The organism is Parahaemophilus parainfluenzae (assembly GCF_001053575.1).
Lineage (GTDB): Bacteria > Pseudomonadota > Gammaproteobacteria > Enterobacterales > Pasteurellaceae > Haemophilus_D > Haemophilus_D parainfluenzae_S.
This window is the reverse complement of record NZ_JVSL01000017.1, coordinates 306,974-326,998: the sequence shown is the minus strand read 5'-3', so window position 1 is coordinate 326,998 and position 20,025 is coordinate 306,974. Positions and strand designations below refer to the sequence as shown.

The 20,025-nt window shown below is 40.0% G+C and carries 24 protein-coding genes; 7 read left to right on the top strand and 17 right to left on the bottom strand.

Translation table 11 applies throughout. The features are described from left to right. Positions 1-21 precede the first annotated feature (21 nt). The 6 genes from AC979_RS03680 to ccmA all read right to left on the bottom strand — a co-directional run bounded on the left by AC979_RS03680 (position 22) and on the right by ccmA (position 4,852). The gene (locus AC979_RS03680) at positions 22-1,971 is read right to left on the bottom strand and encodes a heme lyase CcmF/NrfE family subunit (protein ID WP_049372898.1); all 1,950 of its coding nucleotides are present in this window, start codon (positions 1,969-1,971) and stop codon (positions 22-24) included. Further along, positions 1,971-2,501: a cytochrome c maturation protein CcmE gene (ccmE, locus tag AC979_RS03675; RefSeq protein WP_049364997.1), complete on the bottom strand. Its 531-nt coding sequence runs from the start codon at positions 2,499-2,501 to the stop codon at positions 1,971-1,973. The genes AC979_RS03680 and ccmE overlap by 1 nt, the downstream gene beginning before the upstream one ends. After that, positions 2,498-2,701 carry a heme exporter protein CcmD gene (gene ccmD, locus AC979_RS03670; protein ID WP_005699972.1) on the bottom strand — a complete coding sequence of 68 codons (204 nt, stop codon included), beginning with the start codon at positions 2,699-2,701 and terminating at the stop codon, positions 2,498-2,500. The genes ccmE and ccmD overlap by 4 nt, the downstream gene beginning before the upstream one ends. 29 nt (positions 2,702-2,730) lie before the next feature. After that, complete coding sequence (locus AC979_RS03665) at positions 2,731-3,471, bottom strand: heme ABC transporter permease (RefSeq protein WP_049372897.1); 741 nt, start codon at positions 3,469-3,471, stop codon at positions 2,731-2,733. A gap of 67 nt (positions 3,472-3,538) precedes the next feature. Further along, positions 3,539-4,204 (bottom strand): heme exporter protein CcmB, encoded by a 666-nt coding sequence (gene ccmB, locus AC979_RS03660; protein ID WP_049372896.1) that lies wholly within the window; start codon positions 4,202-4,204, stop codon positions 3,539-3,541. A 6-nt stretch (positions 4,205-4,210) separates the two neighbouring features. Beyond that, positions 4,211-4,852, bottom strand: coding sequence for a cytochrome c biogenesis heme-transporting ATPase CcmA (ccmA, locus tag AC979_RS03655; RefSeq protein ID WP_049372895.1), 642 nt, complete (start codon positions 4,850-4,852; stop codon positions 4,211-4,213). A gap of 283 nt (positions 4,853-5,135) precedes the next feature. Between ccmA and sodA the strand changes: the two genes are divergently transcribed. Continuing rightward, the gene (gene sodA / locus AC979_RS03650) at positions 5,136-5,783 is read left to right on the top strand and encodes a superoxide dismutase [Mn] (protein ID WP_049364993.1); all 648 of its coding nucleotides are present in this window, start codon (positions 5,136-5,138) and stop codon (positions 5,781-5,783) included. A 51-nt stretch (positions 5,784-5,834) separates the two neighbouring features. On the opposite strand, the gene AC979_RS03645 is transcribed toward sodA, so the two are convergent. From AC979_RS03645 to AC979_RS03615, 7 genes are all read right to left on the bottom strand, one after another. Next, on the bottom strand, positions 5,835-6,278 hold the full coding sequence (locus AC979_RS03645) for a methyltransferase family protein (RefSeq protein WP_049372894.1): 444 nt from the start codon (positions 6,276-6,278) through the stop codon (positions 5,835-5,837). Between the two features lie 51 nt (positions 6,279-6,329). After that, positions 6,330-6,944 (bottom strand): YfgM family protein, encoded by a 615-nt coding sequence (locus tag AC979_RS03640; RefSeq protein ID WP_049372893.1) that lies wholly within the window; start codon positions 6,942-6,944, stop codon positions 6,330-6,332. 18 nt (positions 6,945-6,962) lie between these two features. Then, the gene (hisS, locus tag AC979_RS03635) at positions 6,963-8,234 is read right to left on the bottom strand and encodes a histidine--tRNA ligase (protein WP_049372892.1); all 1,272 of its coding nucleotides are present in this window, start codon (positions 8,232-8,234) and stop codon (positions 6,963-6,965) included. Positions 8,235-8,243: 9 nt separating this feature from the next. Continuing rightward, on the bottom strand, positions 8,244-9,350 hold the full coding sequence (gene ispG, locus AC979_RS03630; RefSeq protein ID WP_005695590.1) for a flavodoxin-dependent (E)-4-hydroxy-3-methylbut-2-enyl-diphosphate synthase: 1,107 nt from the start codon (positions 9,348-9,350) through the stop codon (positions 8,244-8,246). An 18-nt stretch (positions 9,351-9,368) separates the two neighbouring features. Further along, positions 9,369-10,397 carry a RodZ domain-containing protein gene (locus tag AC979_RS03625; RefSeq protein ID WP_049372927.1) on the bottom strand — a complete coding sequence of 343 codons (1,029 nt, stop codon included), beginning with the start codon at positions 10,395-10,397 and terminating at the stop codon, positions 9,369-9,371. Between the two features lie 75 nt (positions 10,398-10,472). Beyond that, on the bottom strand, positions 10,473-11,015 hold the full coding sequence (gene pilW, locus AC979_RS03620; RefSeq protein ID WP_049372891.1) for a type IV pilus biogenesis/stability protein PilW: 543 nt from the start codon (positions 11,013-11,015) through the stop codon (positions 10,473-10,475). 69 nt (positions 11,016-11,084) lie between these two features. Beyond that, positions 11,085-12,233: a bifunctional tRNA (adenosine(37)-C2)-methyltransferase TrmG/ribosomal RNA large subunit methyltransferase RlmN gene (locus AC979_RS03615; RefSeq protein ID WP_049372890.1), complete on the bottom strand. Its 1,149-nt coding sequence runs from the start codon at positions 12,231-12,233 to the stop codon at positions 11,085-11,087. A gap of 27 nt (positions 12,234-12,260) precedes the next feature. On the opposite strand from AC979_RS03615, the gene AC979_RS03610 reads away from it, so the two are divergent. The 6 genes from AC979_RS03610 to AC979_RS03585 all read left to right on the top strand — a co-directional run bounded on the left by AC979_RS03610 (position 12,261) and on the right by AC979_RS03585 (position 17,024). Continuing rightward, positions 12,261-12,446, top strand: coding sequence for a hypothetical protein (locus AC979_RS03610; RefSeq protein WP_239657830.1), 186 nt, complete (start codon positions 12,261-12,263; stop codon positions 12,444-12,446). 90 nt (positions 12,447-12,536) lie between these two features. After that, entirely contained in the window at positions 12,537-13,412 is an 876-nt protein-coding gene (locus AC979_RS03605; protein ID WP_049363744.1) for a D-alanyl-D-alanine carboxypeptidase family protein, read from the top strand. Between the two features lie 153 nt (positions 13,413-13,565). Next, positions 13,566-14,447 (top strand): metal ABC transporter substrate-binding protein, encoded by an 882-nt coding sequence (locus AC979_RS03600; protein ID WP_049372888.1) that lies wholly within the window; start codon positions 13,566-13,568, stop codon positions 14,445-14,447. Continuing rightward, positions 14,447-15,343, top strand: coding sequence for a manganese/iron ABC transporter ATP-binding protein (locus tag AC979_RS03595; protein ID WP_049372887.1), 897 nt, complete (start codon positions 14,447-14,449; stop codon positions 15,341-15,343). The genes AC979_RS03600 and AC979_RS03595 overlap by 1 nt, the downstream gene beginning before the upstream one ends. 3 nt (positions 15,344-15,346) lie before the next feature. Beyond that, the gene (locus AC979_RS03590) at positions 15,347-16,198 is read left to right on the top strand and encodes a metal ABC transporter permease (RefSeq protein ID WP_049372886.1); all 852 of its coding nucleotides are present in this window, start codon (positions 15,347-15,349) and stop codon (positions 16,196-16,198) included. After that, on the top strand, positions 16,191-17,024 hold the full coding sequence (locus AC979_RS03585) for a metal ABC transporter permease (protein ID WP_049372885.1): 834 nt from the start codon (positions 16,191-16,193) through the stop codon (positions 17,022-17,024). Before AC979_RS03590 ends, AC979_RS03585 begins: the two co-directional genes overlap by 8 nt. A 34-nt stretch (positions 17,025-17,058) precedes the next feature. Here AC979_RS03585 and rlmC read toward each other — a convergent pair whose 3' ends face one another. Genes rlmC through hinT form a run of 4 tightly spaced genes read right to left on the bottom strand, consistent with a single transcriptional unit; the run spans position 17,059 to position 19,972 of the window. Further along, on the bottom strand, positions 17,059-18,231 hold the full coding sequence (rlmC, locus tag AC979_RS03580) for a 23S rRNA (uracil(747)-C(5))-methyltransferase RlmC (RefSeq protein ID WP_049372884.1): 1,173 nt from the start codon (positions 18,229-18,231) through the stop codon (positions 17,059-17,061). Beyond that, a complete protein-coding gene (gene nagZ / locus AC979_RS03575; protein WP_049372883.1) occupies positions 18,228-19,271 on the bottom strand; it encodes a beta-N-acetylhexosaminidase in 1,044 nt (347 codons plus the stop codon). Before nagZ ends, rlmC begins: the two co-directional genes overlap by 4 nt. Before the next feature lie 3 nt (positions 19,272-19,274). Continuing rightward, complete coding sequence (locus tag AC979_RS03570; protein WP_049363082.1) at positions 19,275-19,622, bottom strand: DUF1425 domain-containing protein; 348 nt, start codon at positions 19,620-19,622, stop codon at positions 19,275-19,277. Beyond that, positions 19,622-19,972, bottom strand: coding sequence for a purine nucleoside phosphoramidase (gene hinT / locus AC979_RS03565; protein WP_005695575.1), 351 nt, complete (start codon positions 19,970-19,972; stop codon positions 19,622-19,624). Before hinT ends, AC979_RS03570 begins: the two co-directional genes overlap by 1 nt. Positions 19,973-20,025: the final 53 nt, after the last annotated feature.

Sequence of the window (20,025 nt, the reverse complement as noted above, 5' to 3'; positions counted from 1 at the left end):
GGCATACGCCCCTTATTACAATTAAGACTGTTTAACTAATCGACTAAAACGATAACGACGGTCAAACATACAGAGCAAGCCACCTAATGCCATAAACAATCCGCCAATCCAAATCCAACGGATAAATGGTTTATAGTAAAGACGTAATGCCCATGAGTTATCATCTATTTTTTCACCTAAAGCGACATAAAGATCACGAGTAAAGCCCCAATTAATTGCTGCTTCCGTCATTGGCATTTTACTGACGGTATAAAAACGTTTTTCAGCAAATAATGTTGCTTCCGGTTTACCTGCTTTTGAAATGTCGATTTGTGCTTTACCGCCCATATAGTTAGGACCATTTGCATCACTCACGCCTGCAAATTTGAAGTCATAGTTAGCAATCTGTACCGTATCACCCACAGCCATTCGCACATCACGTTCTACACTGAAGTTTTGGCTAAAGGCAATTCCCCAAACGGTCATCGCTACACCAAGGTGAGCTAAAATCATCCCCCAATGGGAACGAGAAAGTTTAGTAATACCTTTAAAGAAAGATTCGCGGTGTGTTGCACGTTGTTTCATTTCATAGAGACTCAGTAACACAATAATGACGGACATCATGGTACCAAGCACAGCACTGACGGTGAGTTTATTTTGTAGGAAATACGGTAAAGCAAAACCTGCAATCGCCATCACAATGGCACTCACAACAACCGGTGTACGAATTTCAGAGAACTGATCGCGACGCCATTTTACTAACGGTCCAATACCCAGTAATAAGGCAAACGGAGTCATAATAATCAAGAACATTTGATCAAAGAATGGCGCACCGATCGAAATAGATCCCAAACCTAATTGTTTATGAACTAACGGCAATAACGTTCCTAAGAACACCACACAAAGTGCGGTCATTAATAGGATGTTATTTAATAATAATAACGTTTCACGAGAATAGCGCTCTGCATTATCACGCGAACGAATTTGGTTGCCTTTATAAGCATACAAGGTTAACGAGCCACCTATCACTACAACCAAATAAGCAAGAATATACAAACCACGTGTTGGATCTGAAGCAAAGGCGTGTACTGACACTAAGATACCGGAACGAACTAAGAATGTACCCAGTAAGCAAAGGGAGAACGCCAAAATCGCTAAAAGCACAGTCCAAGCTTTAAAAGAGCCACGTTTTTCAGTCACCGCTAAAGAGTGGATTAATGCGGTTCCCGCAAGCCAAGGCATTAAAGAAGAGTTTTCTACTGGATCCCAGAACCACCAGCCACCCCAGCCGAGCTCATAATATGCCCACCAAGAACCGAGCACGATCCCGAGTGTTAAAAACACCCAAGCAGCGATCGTCCAAGGACGTGACCATCTAGCCCAAGCTGAGTCTAATTTACCCGTCATTAATGATGCGATCGCAAAGGCAAAAGCAACAGAAAAACCAACATATCCCATATAAAGTAATGGTGGGTGGAAAATTAAGCCCACATCTTGCAACATTGGATTGAGTTCTCTGCCATCTACTGGGAAGTCAGGGAATGTACGGGTAAACGGATTTGAGGTAAATAATACGAAGAGTAAAAAGCCGATGCTAATAATCCCCATAATACCTAATACACGAGCTACTGCTTCCTGTGGCAAGTGTTTGCTAAATAAGGCTACTGCTGCACCCCAAAGTGTTAATAACCAAATCCAAAGTAATAATGACCCCTCATGTGAGCCCCAAACTGCAGATAAACGATAATAAATCGGCAAGCTGCTGTTAGAGTTATTTACCACATATTGCACACTGAAATCATTTACAGCAAACAGATAGAACAATGCTGCAAACGCAATGGTTAAAGTAAAAAATAAACCATAAGTCATTGGACGAGCCAATGACATAAGTTGCGGATGACCTTTTTCAGCCCCCCATAATGGGAGAATGGCTAAAAAGAATGAAACGGCAAGGCTTAAAGCAAGCGCATAATTTCCTAATTCAGCAATCATTAGCGACCTTCTTGCGATTTTTGCTGGGTTTCTTTATAACGACGATCGGCTTCACTCTCGCCTTTTAGTTCTGCCCCCATTGGTTTATGCATTTTCTGCATTTTCTCACCTAATTCTGGCGGCACATAATTTTCATCATGTTTAGCAAGCACTTCTGTTGCTTCTAATAAGGTTGGTTCTTTTAACACACCTTGCGCAACAATACCCTGTCCCTCACGGAAAAGATCCGGCAGGATACCTTCGTATTCAACTGTAATTGATGGACCAATATCATTCACATCAAAGCGAACTTTGAGACTTTTCGGATCTCGATTAACAGAGCCTTCAACCACCATACCACCAACACGAATACGTTGCCCAACTTCAGGTTTTTGATCAGGATTTCCGTCTTTCCCTTCTACAACTTCCGAAGGGGTATAAAATAAATCAATATTTTGGCGAAGCGCATAAAGCACCAAACCTGTCGCAATCGAAATACCTAAAATCACAAAGATGATGATCGAAAGTCTTGATTTACGTCTTGGATTCATAGCGTATTTCCTTTATTAGCTTGGTTTAAACGGGCTTCACGTTGTTGCTCGCGTAACACTTCTTTTAATACTGCTTTACGCCCCTTGACGCTTTGTATCGCCAAAATGATCATTGCCACGAGGCTAATGCCATAGGAAAGCCACACATAAAAACCGTAGCCTCCCATATTGATAAAATCACTCCAACTTTGGAAAAACATTTTCCGCTCCCTAAAATAAAAATAAAAAACTATTTCAGCTTACTTGCTAACTCTTTTACCCATGGGCGTTTGCTGTCTTCTTTTAGCAATTCAACGCGGTAACGCACAAGCGTAAAGCAAATGGATAAAAATAAAAATCCAAAAATACATAAAATCAGTGGAATTAACATCGGTGTTGCAATCGAAGGTTTTTCAAACTTAGTGATACTTGCCCCTTGATGTAAGGTATTCCACCACTCTACGGAGAAGTGAATGATTGGTAAATTCACCACACCAACAATACACAAGATACCCGCTGATTTTGCGCCCACAGCACGATCAGAAAATGCAGAATAAAGCGCTAATACACCGATATATAAGAAGAAAAGAATGAGCTCAGCAGTTAAACGTGCATCCCATACCCACCAAGTTCCCCACATTGGTTTGCCCCAAATTGCACCTGTTACCAAGGCAATAAAGGTAAACATTGCACCAATCGGTGCCATGGCTATCATTGAAAGATGAGCGGCTTTAATTTGCCAAACTAACGCAATAATGGCAGCCACAGCCATAGAACCATACACACCCATTGACCAAATTGCTGCAGGCACATGGACATACATAATTCGGAAACTATTGCCTTGCTGATAATCTGCCGGAGCATAAGCTAAACCCCAAACGATGCCAACAGCCAATAATAAAACCGCAATCACACCAAAAAATGGACTTAATTTGCCACATAAGTGATATTGGGTTTCATGTTTTGCGTAAGGATGTAACCACTTCCACATAAAAGATCCTTAATTCAAAAAATAAAAAACAGTTAAAAATCTGACCACACTTTCACCGTCATGATGATTAATTATCTAAACTAATTCGTAGTGCAGCGGCAATAGCAAAAGGCGATAAGGTTATCGCACCAGCCAAAATTGCACCTAAAATAGCAAGCTGTCCACCATAAGGGAGATTTAACGTAGCGGCATCTAAAATTGCTGAAGCAAAAATTAAAACCGGAATGAATAATGGTACCACAAGTAAACTCAGCAATACGCCACCTTTACGCAACCCCACCGTCAATGCCACTCCAATTGCGCCAATACAGCTTAAAATCGGTGTACCCACTAAGAGTGTAAGCACCAATGCCCACCAAATATTCACTTCTAACGAGAGCAATAAGGCCGCAATAGGAGAAAGTAGAATCAACGGCAAACCAGTTAACAACCAGTGTGCAACGACTTTTGCAAGTGCCGTTAATGCTAAAGGTTGAGCCGTGAGCATCAATTGTTCTAAAGAGCCATCAATAAAGTCATCTCGGAACAAGCGTTCAAAAGACAGCAAGGCAGAAAGTAATGCGGCCACCCAAGCAACTCCAGGTGCAATGCGAGAAAGTAATTTAGGATCCGGCCCAATGACTAATGGAAACAACGTGATCACGATTAGAAAGAACCAAAGCGGATTTAAAATTTCCGCTTGCTTACGGGTCGCAATCTTCAGCTCTCGCTTTATAATCTGTAAAAATATCATAAAAATCTAAGGGTTATATTTATAATCAGCAAGATTGATTTTCTTCAATAGGCTACTTGGTACTTCCTGATGGCTCGTTAAAATCACCATTCCACCTTTTTTAGCATGATTTTCAAAAAGTGCGGTCAAAACTTCAACCCCTTTTTTGTCTATTGCTGTAAAAGGTTCATCCAAAATCCAAAGTGGTGCTTCCGAGATCCATAATCTCGCCAAGGCAATGCGCTTTTGCTGACCCGCTGAAAGTTGGGCTGCCGGCAAATCTTCACGTCCAAGTAAACCTACTGTTTCCAAGACATCCCATAAAATATCGGTGCCTTGCTGGCTTTGACTAATCTGCTGATAAAATTTTAAATTTTCCCATGCCGTTAATTCAGGTTTCACTCCAGAATGATGGCCGAGATAAAGTAGCTGATGATGGTATTCTTCGCGTTGTTTTGTAATCTCTTCTGAATTCCACTGCACTTTACCTTCTACTGGTTGTGCAAGGCCGGCTAAAATCCGCAATAAACTTGTTTTACCGATACCATTGTGTCCTTCAATTTGCACGAAATCACCACTTTGAAATTGCAGTGAAAGATCAGTGAACAACACGCGATCGCCACGTTGGCACGCCAATTGTTCTAATTGAAGTTGATGAGCAGGAAACATAGTCTCAGCCTTAAAAATAAAATCTTGTGAAAAATCAGCGGGTATTCTACCACAAGGGGAAATTTTGACGAGATTTTAAGGACTAAAAGACATAACTATTTAGGCGTAGATCGGTGTATTTATTGATTTAAAACAAACTAAATTTTCCTAGCTTTTTCATCAGATAATCAAATAATTAAAAGATTTACTGATCTAAATCAAATTTTCTGCTACTATTTAGTTACTTTTTGATGTTGTTTTATCAAAAACATTACCTTAACTTCATTTAAAAAAGGAACATATTATGTCTTATACTCTACCTGAATTAGGCTACGCTTATGATGCGTTAGAACCACATTTTGATGCACAAACAATGGAAATTCACCACTCTAAACACCACCAAGCATATGTAAATAATGCAAATGCAGTGTTAGAAACTTTACCTGCTGAATTTTCTGAAATGTGTGCAGGCCAATTAATCAGCCAATTAGATAAAATCCCAGCTGAAAAACGTACTGCATTACGTAACAACGCAGGCGGTCACGCAAACCACAGCTTATTCTGGAAATCATTGAAAAAAGGCACTACTTTACAAGGTGATTTAAAAGCAGCTATCGAACGTGATTTCGGTTCTGTAGAAAACTTCAAAGCTGAATTTGAAAAAGCAGCAGCGACTCGTTTTGGTTCAGGTTGGGCATGGTTAGTGATTAACCAAGGTAAATTATCTGTTGTTTCTACCGCAAACCAAGATTCTCCATTAATGGGTAAAGAAATCGCAGGTTGTGAAGGTTTCCCACTTTTAGGTTTAGACGTTTGGGAACACGCTTACTACTTGAAATTCCAAAACCGTCGTCCAGACTACATCAAAGAATTCTGGAACGTAGTGAACTGGGATTTCGTGGCAGAGCGTTTAGCTAAAAAATTAGCAAACTGCGGATGTTCAGCTAAATAATAGCCTCTCAAAATGTAAAAAATCGCCTTTTTTAGGCGATTTTTTTATTAGTTAAATCCAACGTCTGACTTTTTTCTTATAAGCTAAATAAGACTCACCAAACTTCTTCTCTAACCAGTATTCTTCAGGCTTAATTTGCCATTGTGTGATGAAATAAATAAACAGAAAAATACCAATAAAACTGACCGCACTTTGCAAATAAACCGCCCATGCCACTAACAAACCCGTTAAGCTTAAATACATTGGATTACGGCTAAAGCGATAAATACCATTTGCTACAAATACATCACTTTTTTCTAAGTGAATTGGATTGATATTTGCTTTACTTTTATAAAATTGCCAAAGGCTGAAAAAAGCGATGACAGAAGAAACCGATACAATCAAATAAACTGCTAATACATTGATTTTTAACGGATAAGGATTAGGCAAATATGCCATGATAAGTGCACAGCCAATAAAAATGATGGGTGGTGGCACAATCGGTTTCTGAATCATCAGATCAAAAATCCAATAAAAAAGCCCGAGCAATTCGGGCTAATTAAAATATTACAGATTATTTAATTTCATCTGCGCCATTTGTTTTTCTAACGGGTTACCGTTTTTCTGTGCATTTTCAAAACTTGCTTTAGCACCATTCACATCGCCTTTTGCGACTTGAATATCACCCGCTAAAAGATCTTTACGCGCACTAAAGCCTTGGTTTTTCACTTGATTTAGACTTGCTAATGCGGCATCAAATTGACCTTGTTGGAATTGCACAGCAGACAAACGAAGCGCAGCAAGAGACGTTAAGATATCATCTTGTGATTGAGCAATCGCTTGTTTCAAGCTGTTTTCAGCAGAGGCGTAATCTTGTTTTGCTACAAAACCTTTTGCTTCATCTAATAAACTAAATACCGCATAGCTGGTTTTATCATGTGCTTTCACAAATTCAGCCACTTTAGCTTGCTGTGCTGCCGCATCTTTGTTTGTGGTATAAACTAACGCATCATATTCAGCAGACGCTTGCATGATTTGATTAGCTTGATAAGACTGCCAATAACGCCAGCCCAACATCCCGCCTACGCCAAGGATGAAAGCAGCAATAATGGCTTTGCCATTGTCTTTCCACCACTCTTTTAACTGATTCAGTTCTTGTTCTTCTTCAATGGTATATGCCATTTTCCTATCCTTCTAAAATTAAAATTGAGCTTTCACGTGTTCAATTAAATTGGCCACATCAATGGTTTGTTGCTCAGCTGCGCCAAGTAAGTGTTTTACCACCACTTGATTATTTTGCACTTCGCTTTCACCAAGCACAAGGGCAAGGGTTGCACCTGATTTATCAGCGCGTTTAAATTGTTTTTTGAAATTACCGCCGCTGCAATGCAACATGGTGCTTAAGTGCGGTAATTCTGAGCGAAGTTTTTCAGCGAGTTGGAATGCGGCTAATGTTGTGCCTTCACCTTGATAAACAACGTAAATATCTACCGCACTTTTTACCGGAATCGATTTATTCACTTCTTGAACAAGTAGCACTAAACGCTCTAAGCCCATTGCGAAACCGACACCACTGGTTGCGTGACCACCAAGTTGCTCAACTAAGCCATCATAACGTCCACCACCACATACGGTGCCTTGTGCACCTAATGCAGATGTCACCCATTCAAATACGGTTTTATTATAATAGTCTAAGCCACGAACCAATTTTGGATTAATTTCATATTGAATGCCAACCGCATCTAATAAACCACATAACTGTGCAAAATGCTCGCGACTTTCATCATCTAAATAATCCAATAATTTTGGCGCGCCGTCCAATACATCTTGTAATGCTTGATTTTTAGTATCCAAAATACGTAATGGATTTTTTACAAGACGTTCTTTCTCTTCTTCGCTCATTAAATCTTGGTGATTTTCTAAGAAAGCCACTAATGCAGAACGATAGTTTGCACGTGCTTCTAATGAACCAATCGAATTTAATTGAAGTGAAACGTGTTGATCAATCCCTAACGCTTTCCACAAACGTGCAGTTAAAATAATTAACTCGGCATCAATTTCAGGGGTTGCGATACCAAATACTTCCACACCTGCTTGATGGAATTGACGGTAACGACCTTTTTGTGGACGCTCATGACGGAACATTGGTCCCATATACCATAAACGTTGTTCATTGTTGTAAATCCAACCGTGTTCAATCGCAGCACGTACACATCCAGCTGTGCCTTCTGGGCGAAGCGTTAATTGTTCATCATTATCCCAGAATGTGTACATTTCTTTTGATACAACATCGGTTACTTCACCGATTGCACGAGCAAATAATGGCGTACTTTCCACGATTGGCATACGCACTTCTGAATAGCCGTAGCTGCTTAAAACTTGGCGAACCTGCCCTTCAATCCATTGCCAAAGTGGAGATTCAGTTGGGGAACAGTCATTCATCCCACGAATTGCTTGAATATTTTTTGCCACGAGTTTTCCTTAAATAATTCGATTTTTTGGATCTTGTTGTGCAACTTTGGCACGAATTTTTGCTTCTAATTGGTCAATAATCGCGTCGTTATCAAAACGTTCTTTTTGACGCTCGCCATCTAAATAATAGCCACTTTTCTTATTACCACCGGTAACACCGAGGTCAGACACTAATGCTTCACCCGGGCCATTTACCACACAACCGATAATAGACACATCCATTGGGGTAATAATATCTTCTAAACGTTGTTCCAGTGCATTCACCGTGCCGATCACATCAAACTCTTGACGAGAGCAAGTTGGACAAGCAATAAAGTTAATCCCGCGAGAACGAATACGTAACGATTTTAAAATATCAAAACCAACTTTGATTTCTTCTACAGGATCGGCGGCTAAAGAGACACGCAAAGTGTCACCAATACCTTCTGCTAACAACATACCCAAACCAATCGCTGACTTCACAGAGCCCGCACGTGCGCCACCGGCTTCCGTAATGCCTAAATGTAACGGCTGTTTAATGGCTTTTGCCAGTAAACGGTAAGATTCCACCGCAAGGAAAACATCTGATGCTTTTACGCTTACTTTAAATTGATCGAAGTTTAAACGATCTAAAATCTCAACATGGCGTAACGCTGATTCTAATAAAGCTTCTGGTGTTGGCTCACCAAATTTCTCTTGAATGTCTTTTTCTAATGAGCCAGCATTGACACCGATACGGATAGGGATATTTTTATCACGCGCGCAATCCACCACTGCACGAATACGATCTTCACGACCGATATTGCCTGGATTAATACGTAAGCAATCCACCCCATATTCAGCCACTTTTAACGCAATGCGATAGTCAAAATGAATATCCGCCACTAATGGCACATTCACTTGCTGTTTAATGATTTTAAAGGCTTCGGCGGCATCCATAGTTGGGACAGAAACGCGCACAATATCTGCACCGACACGTTCCAAAGATTTAATCTGCGCAACGGTCGCTTCAACATCAGTTGTGCGAGTATTTGTCATGGATTGTACGGCAATCGGTGCATCACCACCGATTGGTACATTGCCCACATAAATTTTTGTCGATTCACGACGTTTGATAGTAGGTTTTACTGCTGACATTCTTTCGTAAATTATTCGTTAAGGTTTTGGTAATTTAAATTTAGCCACACGGCCATCAACTGTAAGCGGATACGCTTCGCCTTTATAAGTAATACGAACGTTACCCGGCGCACCAATAATCAAGGCGTATTCGTCACCATTAAAGGTTAAGGTTTCACCTTGTTTATATTCTTTTTGCGCTAATACTTTACGGTTTTGATCTTTAACACTAATCCAGCTTGAATTCTTTGTGATCTCAATAACGAGATCGCCTTTCGCTGTGGTTGGTGCTTCAGAAATAGCGGGGTTTTCAACCGCACTTTGTGTATCTGGCACAGTTTGCTCTGTTGTTGGTTCAGTGTTAGGTAACGTTTGTTCCACAACAGGTGCTTGGGCTTGTTCAACGGTAGGTGCTGAAGTTGCAGCGGTTGAAACTTCTATATTTACTGGTTGAGCTTGATTTTCTTGAGTCGTTGAAACAGCGGGTTCAGCAGCATTATTTGTTTTTTCCGCTACAGGCGTAGTTTCATTACTTGACACCGCAGGCTGACTATTTACTGTTACTGGAATTTCATTCGAATGAGTAGCCGGTAGCTCTGCTGTTTTTTCTTTTTCAACGTAGGTTTGCACTAAATTATCACGTTCTTCGTTTGATTTTTGATAATTTTGCCACCACCATAAGCCAGTCATTCCAACAGCAGCGAGTAAAATAATTGTTGTGAGTGTGCCTACCCAACGGCTGTGAGAAGAATATTGGTTAACTGAACGAGTCGCACGTGTATTTTTACTTAAATCATTTTTATGTGCTTCACCAAAAGTTAAATGTGTCCATTCAGCATCAGGAATACGTAAAAATTTCGCATAACTGCGAACGTAACCTCTCAAAAAGGTTGAAGGTACATTTTTTTGGACAAATTCATTATTTTCTAATTTTGCCAAAATGCTTGGACGTAAAGAAATAGCCTTTGCCACATCTTCTAGAGAAAGGTTTAGTGCTTCGCGTGTTTGGCGAAGTTTATCCCCAAAGGAGATTTCAGTTGTTTCAGTTTGTTCGACGATTGTATTCATAGGTATAAAAATAGAGAAATAGAAATAAAAAACTAAATACCAAATTTTAAAGTCGAAAGGGGCTTTTGGCAATGATTATTTGAGCGTGCGGAGCTTTTCCGCTCTAGAAGGATCAACTTGGCGTAATTTATCCAACGCTTGTTGATAAACATCGATTTGTTTTCCAGCAAAAGCACAAAGTGCCATGTTTTCGTAAGTATCGGCTTGATGATAATAATTTGGTGCTGCAAGTGCCGCATTAAATTGTGAATAAGCTTGTTCAAACTCACCTTGCCCACATAGAAATGCACCAAAGTTGTTATACACATCGCCTTGCTTATCATCTAACTTAATCGCCTGTAAATAAGCTTGCTTCGCTTTTTCCGTATCGCCTTGTAATTGATAAAAATGCGCAAGTGCCGAGTGCACAAGATAATAGTGGTCATCATGTTCAAAGGCTTTATCTAAATTCAGTTTTGCTTGAACAAAATCCTCTTGTTGCAGATAGCCTAATGCCAATTCAACTCGGGCTTTTGCTGCTTGTTGTTTATTAAAATCAACAGAAGACTGAGAAACGCAAGCAGAAAAAACAAAAGGAAAAATGACCGCACTTAGAATGTTAATTGGGATTAATTTCATCTTATCACTCCTCTATCTTATCACTCTTCTCCTGGCCATTTTCCCTTTACAAGTATTGCTATATTTAGCTTAGTTAACAGCTTTTACGTCAATACCTTCACCAAACTTACGTTTCATTGCTGTACGTTTGGTTCGGTCGATCACATCCCCCGCCAACTGACCACAAGCGGCATCAATATCATCACCACGAGTTTTGCGCACAATTACCGTAAAACCGTATTCCATTAATGTTTTTTGGAAACGATCGACACGGCTATTTGAGCTTTTACCATAAGGCGCCTCTGGGAACGGATTCCATGGGATCAAGTTAATTTTACACGGGGTATTTTTTAACACTTGAGCTAATTGATGCGCATGCTCCGTGCCATCATTCACGTGATCTAATAACACATATTCAATTGTCACTTTACCATGGTTAGCATTCGATACTTCTAAGTATCTGTGTACCGAATCCATCAACATTTTGATGTTATATTTTTTATTGATAGGCATAATTTCATCACGCAACTCATCGTTCGGTGCGTGAAGCGAGATTGCTAATGCTACATCAATCTTTTCGCGTAACATATCGAGTGCAGGCACGACACCTGAAGTGGATAACGTCACGCGTCGTTTAGATAATCCATACGCAAAATCATCCAGCATAATTTCCATCGCGGGTACAACATTGGCTACATTTAACAATGGTTCCCCCATGCCCATCATCACCACATTGGTAATCGGACGTACACCCGTCACACCAAAATTACCGATAATTTTTGATGCGCGCCAAACCTGACCGATAATTTCAGACACCGTTAAATTACGGTTAAAGCCTTGCTGTGCTGTCGAACAGAAAGTACAAGCTAAGGCACAGCCTACTTGAGAAGAGACACAAAGTGTCGCACGATCTGCTTCAGGAATATAGACCGTTTCAACTTGCTGTTCACCTACCTGCATCGCCCATTTAATGGTGCCATCTGCAGAGCGTTGCTCAACCGCCACTTCTGGCGCTTTAATTTCAGCGACCGCTTTTAATTTTTCTCGTAATTTTTTATTAATATTGGTCATATTGTCGAAGTTATCTTCGCCAAAATGATAAATCCATTTCACTAATTGATCCGCACGAAATGGTTTCTCGCCTAATTCAGCAAAAAACTCACGCATCTGCTGACGCGTTAAATCCATTAAGTTAATCTTTTTTGTATTCGTTTCGGATGAAAGGGGTTGTTCTAACATAAAGCCTCGTTATTACACATTACGGCGATGATGTTACTCAGAATTGAGCAACAAAAAATTCGCATATTAAAAATGAGCCGAGATTTTACAGATTTACCGACGGATAAGCTAGCAGATTTGAAAAACAAAGAAAATTTTGACCGCACTTCTTTGCGATCGCTATCGCAAAAATCAAAAAAAACAAAAGAAAAAAGTGCGGTTAAAAAACTTTAAATTTTTTCTCTTTCACACATCCCAAACCCTTACAAAAACTGATAGAATACAAGCTTTGTTTTATTCTCTAAGTTGGCTATATTAAAAGATATGTTAAAAAAAGTGCTTTCTGTATTGTGTTTAGTGCCAGCAATGGCAACGGCACAATCTTATGTCGTGTATGATTTCACCCATGATCGCGTGCTCGAAAGTAGCTCACCGAATCATGTTCAACCTATCGCATCCGTCACCAAGTTAATGACTGCAAATGTGTTTCTTGAAAATAATCGAAACGCAAATTGTACTGCATCAATTACTGACGACGATTACGATTACATTAAAGGCACACATACAAAATTACCAAAATACACGCCGATTTCTTGTAATGAATTATTAAAAGCGATGCTTGTCCATTCTGACAACTATGCTGCTCACGCCCTTTCTCGCTCTGCAGGCATGAGCCGTTTGCAATTTATCCAAAAAATGAATGAGAAAGCGAGAGAATTAGGTATGCGCTCTACCCGCTTTTCAGATAGCTCAGGTTTATCTGACAGCAACATTTCAAGTGTGATGGATCTCGTAAAACTGGCTAAATACTCTCTTAACAAAGCACAAATCAAAAACCTATCGAATATGCCAAGCGCTTTCATTCAAGCTGGCGGACGTAGCGTTTTTGTTAAAAACACCAATAAATTAGTGCGTGAAGAAGTGTTTGATGCGGCAATTAATAAAACGGGTTATATTCGCGAATCTGGCTATAATTTAGTCTTTGTGAATAAAAATCCATGTAATCGCGCTACCATTGGGGTGATCAGTTTAAATAACCATTCATCTGCGTTTCGTACTAACTTTACTAAAGGAAAATTGGAACAATACGGTTGTATCGCAGGGCGTAGCATGCACAACTTTACCGTTGATGAAGCCCAATATGAAGAAGGCTATGATGAAGCGGGTATGGATCGCCTAATCCAACAAGTTGGTGGTTAATCATTTCAAAAAGAGCGGTCAATTTTGCACAAAATTTTCCGCTTTTTAATTTTAATCACCTATCGATTTGATAATTATTTTCATTTGAAAACTTTATAAAAAATGATATTATTCTGCAGAATGCTAATCGATCATTATTTTTAAGGAGATCTCATGAAGCATTTATTTAAAAGCCTATCTGTTATCGCTCTAGGTTTAGCAGCTTTACAAGCCGAAGCGAAATTTAAAGTGGTGACCACATTTACTGTGATTCAGGATATCGCACAAAATGTTGCGGGCGATGCCGCGACGGTGGAATCTATCACCAAACCTGGTGCAGAAATTCACGAGTATGAACCGACCCCTAAAGATATTGTAAAAGCTCAATCTGCTGATTTAATTTTATGGAACGGATTAAATTTAGAGCGTTGGTTTGAGCGTTTCTTCCAAAATATCAAAGATAAACCAGCCGTTGTGGTAACCGAAGGCATCACGCCACTTTCTATTTATGAAGGTCCTTATAAAGATGCCCCTAACCCACACGCTTGGATGTCGCCATCTAATGCGTTGATTTATGTCGAAAATATCAAAAATGCATTAGTTAAATACGATCCGCAAAATGCTGATACTTATCAAAAAAATGCAGCGGCGTATGCAGAAAAAATCAAACAGCTCGATAAACCTTTACGTGAAAAACTCTCACTGATTCCTGCCGACCAACGTTGGTTAGTGACCAGTGAAGGTGCCTTTAGTTATTTAGCGAAAGATTACGATCTCAAAGAAGGCTATTTATGGCCAATTAACGCTGAACAACAAGGTACGCCTCAACAAGTGCGTAAACTTATTGATTTAGTGAAAAAAAATCACATTCCAGTGGTATTTAGTGAAAGTACCGTGTCAGCCAAACCTGCTCAACAGGTAGCGAAAGAAAGCGGTGCTAAGTACGGCGGCGTGCTTTATGTAGATTCTCTTTCTGCCGCTGACGGTCCTGTACCAACTTATATTGACTTACTGAATGTCACTGTATCCACCATAGTCAAAGGATTTGAAAAATAATGACCGCACTTTCCGCTTCGATTTCCGTTAATGATGTAACTGTGCGTTACAACAACGGGCACACTGCAATTTATGATGTTGCCTTTGCATTACAAGGAGGAACCATCTGTGCTCTTGTCGGCGTAAATGGGAGCGGAAAATCAACGCTATTCAAAAGCATCATGGGCTTAATCAAGCCACAGCAAGGCAATATTGCGCTTTGTGGTTTGCCAATTAATCGAGCATTGAAACAAAATTTGGTTGCCTATGTGCCGCAAGCGGAAGAAGTCGATTGGCAATTTCCAGTCTCCGTTTATGATGTTGTCATGATGGGACGCTACGGCTACATGAATTTCCTACGCATTCCAAAAGCTGAAGACAAACAAAAAGTGCTCGAAGCGATGCAACGAGTAAACATCGAGCATTTAGCTGAACGGCAAATCGGCGAGCTTTCTGGTGGGCAAAAAAAACGCGTATTTTTGGCTCGTGCATTAGCACAACAAAGTAAAATTATCTTGCTTGATGAACCTTTTACAGGTGTGGATGTTAAAACCGAAAATGCCATTGTGGAACTCCTTCGCCAATTACGTGCTGAAGGCCATTTAATTTTAGTTTCTACCCACAACTTGGGTTCTGTACCAGACTTCTGTGATCAAGTGGTGATGATTAACCGTACTGTGATTGCTGCCGGTAAAACGGAAGATACATTCAATCAGCATAATTTGGAAAAAGTCTTTGGTGGTGTATTACGACACATCAAATTATTGGGTGAAGATCTGCATAATGATGAAGATAAACGTGCAGTCACCGTGCTTACGGATGATGAACGCCCAGTTGTCTTCTATGGTGAAACCAAAAATGATCCGCCAGCAACGGCTGTAAAATCTTGTCGTCTGCCTCCGTCTGACAAGGAATAAGCTATGCTTGAATATTTACTGGAACCTTTCTCCTATGAATATATGCAAAAAGCCATGTGGATAAGTACCGCAGTCGGTGGCATTTGTGCCTTTCTTTCTGCGTATTTAATGTTGAAAGGTTGGTCATTAATTGGTGATGCGCTTTCTCATTCCGTGGTTCCAGGTGTGGCGATAGCTTATGCCTTTTCACTCCCCTATGCTTTAGGTGCTTTTTTTGCCGGCATTTTGGCCGCACTTTCCATTTTATGGATCAAATCCATTTCTAAACTCAAAGAAGATGCTGTTATCGGCTTTATTTTCAGTACCTTTTTTGCCTTAGGTTTACTGATTATTTCCTTGAATCCAACCTCGATAAATGTGCAAAACATCATTCTCGGTAATATCCTCGGGATTGCCGATGAAGATATTTATCAAGTAGCCATCATTATGTTGATTTGCTTGGTCTTATTGCTTATTTTTTGGAAGGATCTATTACTGATTTTCTTTGATGAAACGCAAGCAATTACAGTTGGACTTTCACCACTGTTTTACAAAGTTCTCTTTTTTACACTCTTGAGTGCTTGTGTTGTTGCCGCATTGCAAACTGTCGGGGCGATTTTAGTGATTGCGATGGTAATCACACCAGGCGCAACCGCCTATTTACTTACTGACAAGTTCAAAACCCTCATCAAAATTGCTGTAACATTAGGCGCAATCACTGGTTTCGTCGGTGTCTATTTAAGCTATTATCTGGATGGCACAACAGGTGGTGTCATCGTAACATTACAAACCGTGTTATTTTTATTGGCTTTTCTATTCTCGCCTAAATACGGATTAATGAGTCAAAAACGACGCAAGGCGGTGGCCCATGAGTGAAATATTCGCTATTTTCGTTGAGCCATTTCAATTTGCCTTCATGCAAAATGCGCTACTCACCGCATTAGTGGTTGCTGTTATCTGTGCGCTACTCTCTTGCTATTTAGTATTGAAAGGATGGTCATTAATGGGTGATGCCATTTCCCATGCCGTCCTACCTGGTATTGTTTTAGCTTTTTTAGCTGGTATTCCATTAGTCATTGGAGCCTTTGTCTCAGGTATTGCCTGTGCCTTAGGTGTAGGTTATTTAAAAGAGAACAGCAGAATCAAAGAAGATACCGCTATGGGGATTGTATTTTCGGGGATGTTTGCCATTGGGTTGGTGCTGTTCACTAAAATCCAAACATCACAACATCTTACACATATCTTATTCGGTAATGTATTGGGTGTAAGCCGACAAGAGTTGATTCAAACGGCTATTATCGCCTTGATCATTTTTATTTTACTTGGATTAAAACGTCGCGATTTTCTACTTTATTGCTTTGATCCTAGCCATGCTCGTGTTGCGGGTCTCTCGCCTAAATTATTGCATTATGGCTTGCTCACATTACTCGCGCTCACTATTGTGAGTACGATGCAAGTCGTTGGGGTTATTTTGGTTGTAGCGATGCTAATTGCACCAGGCATCACTGCTCTCACACTGACGAATCGCTTCGATAAAATGCTCGTTATCGCAATCATCAGCGCCGTAACTGCAAGTCTATTAGGCGTACTACTTAGCTATCATTTTGATGCCTCTACTGGTGCTTGTATTATTTTATTGCAGGCTGCATTCTTCTTAATGGCGTTGATTTATAGCAAAATAAAAGTGCGGTTAAATTTCTAAATAAAAAAGCTAATATTTCTGTTAGCTTTTTTTGTTAACCATTGCGTTTTAATAATATCAGTGCTTCATAATGCGCTGTATGCGGGAACATATCAAATAATTGAATTTGAGTAAGTTTATAATTGGTTAGATACTGCAAATCTTTTCCCATGGAAATCGCGTTACAGCTGGAATAAAGAATAAAGTGCGGTTGCATTTCATTGAGAAACTTAGAGAGTTCCTTTCCGATACCTCGACGAGGTGGATTGACGATCACCAAATCCGGTTTATTTGCATCTTGTGTTAAAGCAAAATTAGCCGCATCCAAAGATTGAAATTTAACGTTGTTTAGCCCTAACACCTGAGCGGATTGCGTCGCCGCTTGAATAGCAGATGGGGAAATTTCAATCCCGGTCAATTCCACTTCTTGTTGATGTTTATCCTGTAAAGCTTTAGCGCAATGAAGTCCAAAACCTCCAACGCCACAAAAGAGATCCCAAAGTTTAGTAATCGGTAAATCTTGCACCCAATCTTGTGCCGTTGCATATAGCCCTTGTGCTACAAGTGGATTCGTTTGGAAGAAACCTTGAGGGCGAATAAACAACGGAATACCGTTAAAACTTTCTGATAAAGTATGTTGGTCAGTCAAAAAGATTTCTTTCTCACCTTCTAAGATCGCCGCATGTTGAGGTTGGATATTCACGCTCACCACTTCAAGTTGTGGTAATTTTTCCAATAAGCCTGCAAATTCACGTTGAATTAACGATAATTTAGTTTCTGAGCGCAATACAAAACGCAACATCAATTTTTTTGTATGTTGGCTTTCTGTAAGCAGAATATATTTCAGCTCACCTTTTTGCTTAGCCACGTTATAAGGGACTAAGCCTGCACGTCCAATAAAATCTTTTAGAATCGGAAAGAGTTCAGCAAAGCGTTTTGGATAAAGCGGGCAATCACATAAATCTACCGCACTTTGTGGATCATTAGGGGCTTGTAAAATACCTAAAATGGGACGTTCCACCGCGCCACTTACCACCATTTTCGCTTTATTACGAAAGGCAGTCTCGGAGGAATAAAAAGGCGGATGCCAAATTAAATTATCACAATCTAATTTGGCAAGTTGTTGTTTTAGATGCTCTTCTTTCTTGGCGAGTTGCTGTTCATAAGGCATTTCAAGCCATTGACAAGAACGGCAATCGCCTTTTTGATAATGATGGCAATCAATCATTTAGAAGCAAGCCACTCTTGTTGAAGTGCGGTCAGTTTTTGATGATTTTCAATCCAACGCGAAGTTTTTGTGAGTTCTGACCAATCAAAGGATTTTTGTTTAAAGAGCGATTTCAAGCGAGCTTGGCGTGCTGCGAAATGCTCTGTTGTTTCCTCTAACTTCAGATTATCAAGCACTTGAATAACACCTTCACGTTCATTACAAAGCAATAATAAGTCACAACCAGCCTTCAAGGCTTTTTCACTGCGAGCCACAAAATCGCCCATAAAGCCTGCGCCTTTCATGCCTAAATCATCAGAGAAAATCGCCCCTTGGAAGCCCAACTGTTTACGCAAAATCTCTTTTAACCAATAACTCGAACCGCTTGCTGGCTGGCTATCACATTGTGTATAAATCACGTGAGCCGGCATAATCGCATCAAGCTTACTCTGTTGAATTAATTGCTGGAATGGCAAAATATCATGATTAAAAATCACTTCTTTTGCGCGCTCATCATAAGGGGTTTCAAGATGAGAATCAGCTAAAACATGGCCGTGTCCCGGGAAGTGTTTTCCTGTTGTTGCCATGCCCGCCTGGTGCATACCATCAATAAAAGCTGCTGCTAAATTGACCGCACTTTTTACATCACAGCCAAAACTACGATCACCAATCGCACGACATTCGTGACCTAAATCCAACACCGGAGCAAAACTCAAATCAATATCTAACGCCACCATTTCAGCCGCCATTTGCCAACCCGCTTCTTTTGCTATTTGCTGTTGCTGAGCTGAGTCCTCAACTAATGCCGCAAAAGCCTGCATCGCAGGGAGCTGAGTGAAACCTTCACGGAAACGTTGCACGCGACCACCTTCTTGATCGACTGTGACCAATAAAGGCTTTTTCACTCGTTGACGAATGGATTTAATTAGTGCTTGAACTTGCTGACGATCATAAAAATTGCGGGTAAATAAAATCAAACCAGCAACTAAAGGATGTTCCAGTAATTCAACTTCTTCTTGTTTGAGCTCATGACCTTCAAGGTCAATTAATAATGTGGACATAAACTATTGTAAGTAAAGACGATAATTGCTACTTTCTGTGCTTGGTTTTGGTAGCTCAAACACTTTCTTTTCTTGTGGTTGCAATAAAATATTGCCTGATTGGCTTTCTTGCTGATTCGGCCAAACTTGCGTTACACCTTGTGTGTTATACCAATAAAGGTGGTAAAGCACATTGAGTTGTTGTGTAGTTTTATTTTTTAAAGCCGCGGTATTATCCGACAAATCAACATCTAAAGCGGGTGCTAAATTTGCCGCCATATTTAAAATTGGTTTATTTGTTCCCACAATATTTGGTGCAGATGAACAAGCCGTTAAAAATAATACCGTTGCTGTAATTAGGATCTTTTTCATTATTTTGCCAACATTCTACCTAAAGGTTCACCACCAACAAGATGCATATGAATATGGAATACTTCTTGTCCACCGTGTTTATTACAATTCACAATCAAACGATAACCGTCTTCGGCAATGCCTTCTTCTTTAGCAATTTTAGCCGCGACAGTAAATAAGCGACCCAAGGTAACTTCATCTTGTTCTGTCACATCATTAACCGTTGGAATGACTTTATTTGGGATAATCAAAATATGGGTTTTCGCTTGAGGTGAAATATCTCGGAATGCGGTCACTAATTCATCTTGATAAACAATATTGGCGGGGATTTCTTTGCGAATAATTTTGCTGAAAATAGTTTCTTGAGCCATAGTCTTCTCCTTGTTTTATATAAAAAAGTGCGGTCAAAATTTACCGCACTTTG

Bases quoted from the DNA above. Each gene is read 5' to 3' on its own strand.
- AC979_RS03680 (WP_049372898.1), bottom strand. From the start codon at position 1,971: ATGATTGCTGAATTAGGAAATTATGCGCTTGCTTTAAGCCTTGCCGTT.
- ccmE (WP_049364997.1), bottom strand. From the start codon at position 2,501: ATGAATCCAAGACGTAAATCAAGACTTTCGATCATCATCTTTGTGATT.
- ccmD (WP_005699972.1), bottom strand. From the start codon at position 2,701: ATGTTTTTCCAAAGTTGGAGTGATTTTATCAATATGGGAGGCTACGGT.
- AC979_RS03665 (WP_049372897.1), bottom strand. From the start codon at position 3,471: ATGTGGAAGTGGTTACATCCTTACGCAAAACATGAAACCCAATATCAC.
- ccmB (WP_049372896.1), bottom strand. From the start codon at position 4,204: ATGATATTTTTACAGATTATAAAGCGAGAGCTGAAGATTGCGACCCGT.
- ccmA (WP_049372895.1), bottom strand. From the start codon at position 4,852: ATGTTTCCTGCTCATCAACTTCAATTAGAACAATTGGCGTGCCAACGT.
- sodA (WP_049364993.1), top strand. From the start codon at position 5,136: ATGTCTTATACTCTACCTGAATTAGGCTACGCTTATGATGCGTTAGAA.
- AC979_RS03645 (WP_049372894.1), bottom strand. From the start codon at position 6,278: ATGATTCAGAAACCGATTGTGCCACCACCCATCATTTTTATTGGCTGT.
- AC979_RS03640 (WP_049372893.1), bottom strand. From the start codon at position 6,944: ATGGCATATACCATTGAAGAAGAACAAGAACTGAATCAGTTAAAAGAG.
- ispG (WP_005695590.1), bottom strand. From the start codon at position 9,350: ATGTCAGCAGTAAAACCTACTATCAAACGTCGTGAATCGACAAAAATT.
- AC979_RS03625 (WP_049372927.1), bottom strand. From the start codon at position 10,397: ATGAATACAATCGTCGAACAAACTGAAACAACTGAAATCTCCTTTGGG.
- pilW (WP_049372891.1), bottom strand. From the start codon at position 11,015: ATGAAATTAATCCCAATTAACATTCTAAGTGCGGTCATTTTTCCTTTT.
- AC979_RS03615 (WP_049372890.1), bottom strand. From the start codon at position 12,233: ATGTTAGAACAACCCCTTTCATCCGAAACGAATACAAAAAAGATTAAC.
- AC979_RS03610 (WP_239657830.1), top strand. From the start codon at position 12,261: ATGATGTTACTCAGAATTGAGCAACAAAAAATTCGCATATTAAAAATG.
- AC979_RS03605 (WP_049363744.1), top strand. From the start codon at position 12,537: ATGTTAAAAAAAGTGCTTTCTGTATTGTGTTTAGTGCCAGCAATGGCA.
- AC979_RS03600 (WP_049372888.1), top strand. From the start codon at position 13,566: ATGAAGCATTTATTTAAAAGCCTATCTGTTATCGCTCTAGGTTTAGCA.
- AC979_RS03595 (WP_049372887.1), top strand. From the start codon at position 14,447: ATGACCGCACTTTCCGCTTCGATTTCCGTTAATGATGTAACTGTGCGT.
- AC979_RS03590 (WP_049372886.1), top strand. From the start codon at position 15,347: ATGCTTGAATATTTACTGGAACCTTTCTCCTATGAATATATGCAAAAA.
- AC979_RS03585 (WP_049372885.1), top strand. From the start codon at position 16,191: ATGAGTGAAATATTCGCTATTTTCGTTGAGCCATTTCAATTTGCCTTC.
- rlmC (WP_049372884.1), bottom strand. From the start codon at position 18,231: ATGATTGATTGCCATCATTATCAAAAAGGCGATTGCCGTTCTTGTCAA.
- nagZ (WP_049372883.1), bottom strand. From the start codon at position 19,271: ATGTCCACATTATTAATTGACCTTGAAGGTCATGAGCTCAAACAAGAA.
- AC979_RS03570 (WP_049363082.1), bottom strand. From the start codon at position 19,622: ATGAAAAAGATCCTAATTACAGCAACGGTATTATTTTTAACGGCTTGT.
- hinT (WP_005695575.1), bottom strand. From the start codon at position 19,972: ATGGCTCAAGAAACTATTTTCAGCAAAATTATTCGCAAAGAAATCCCC.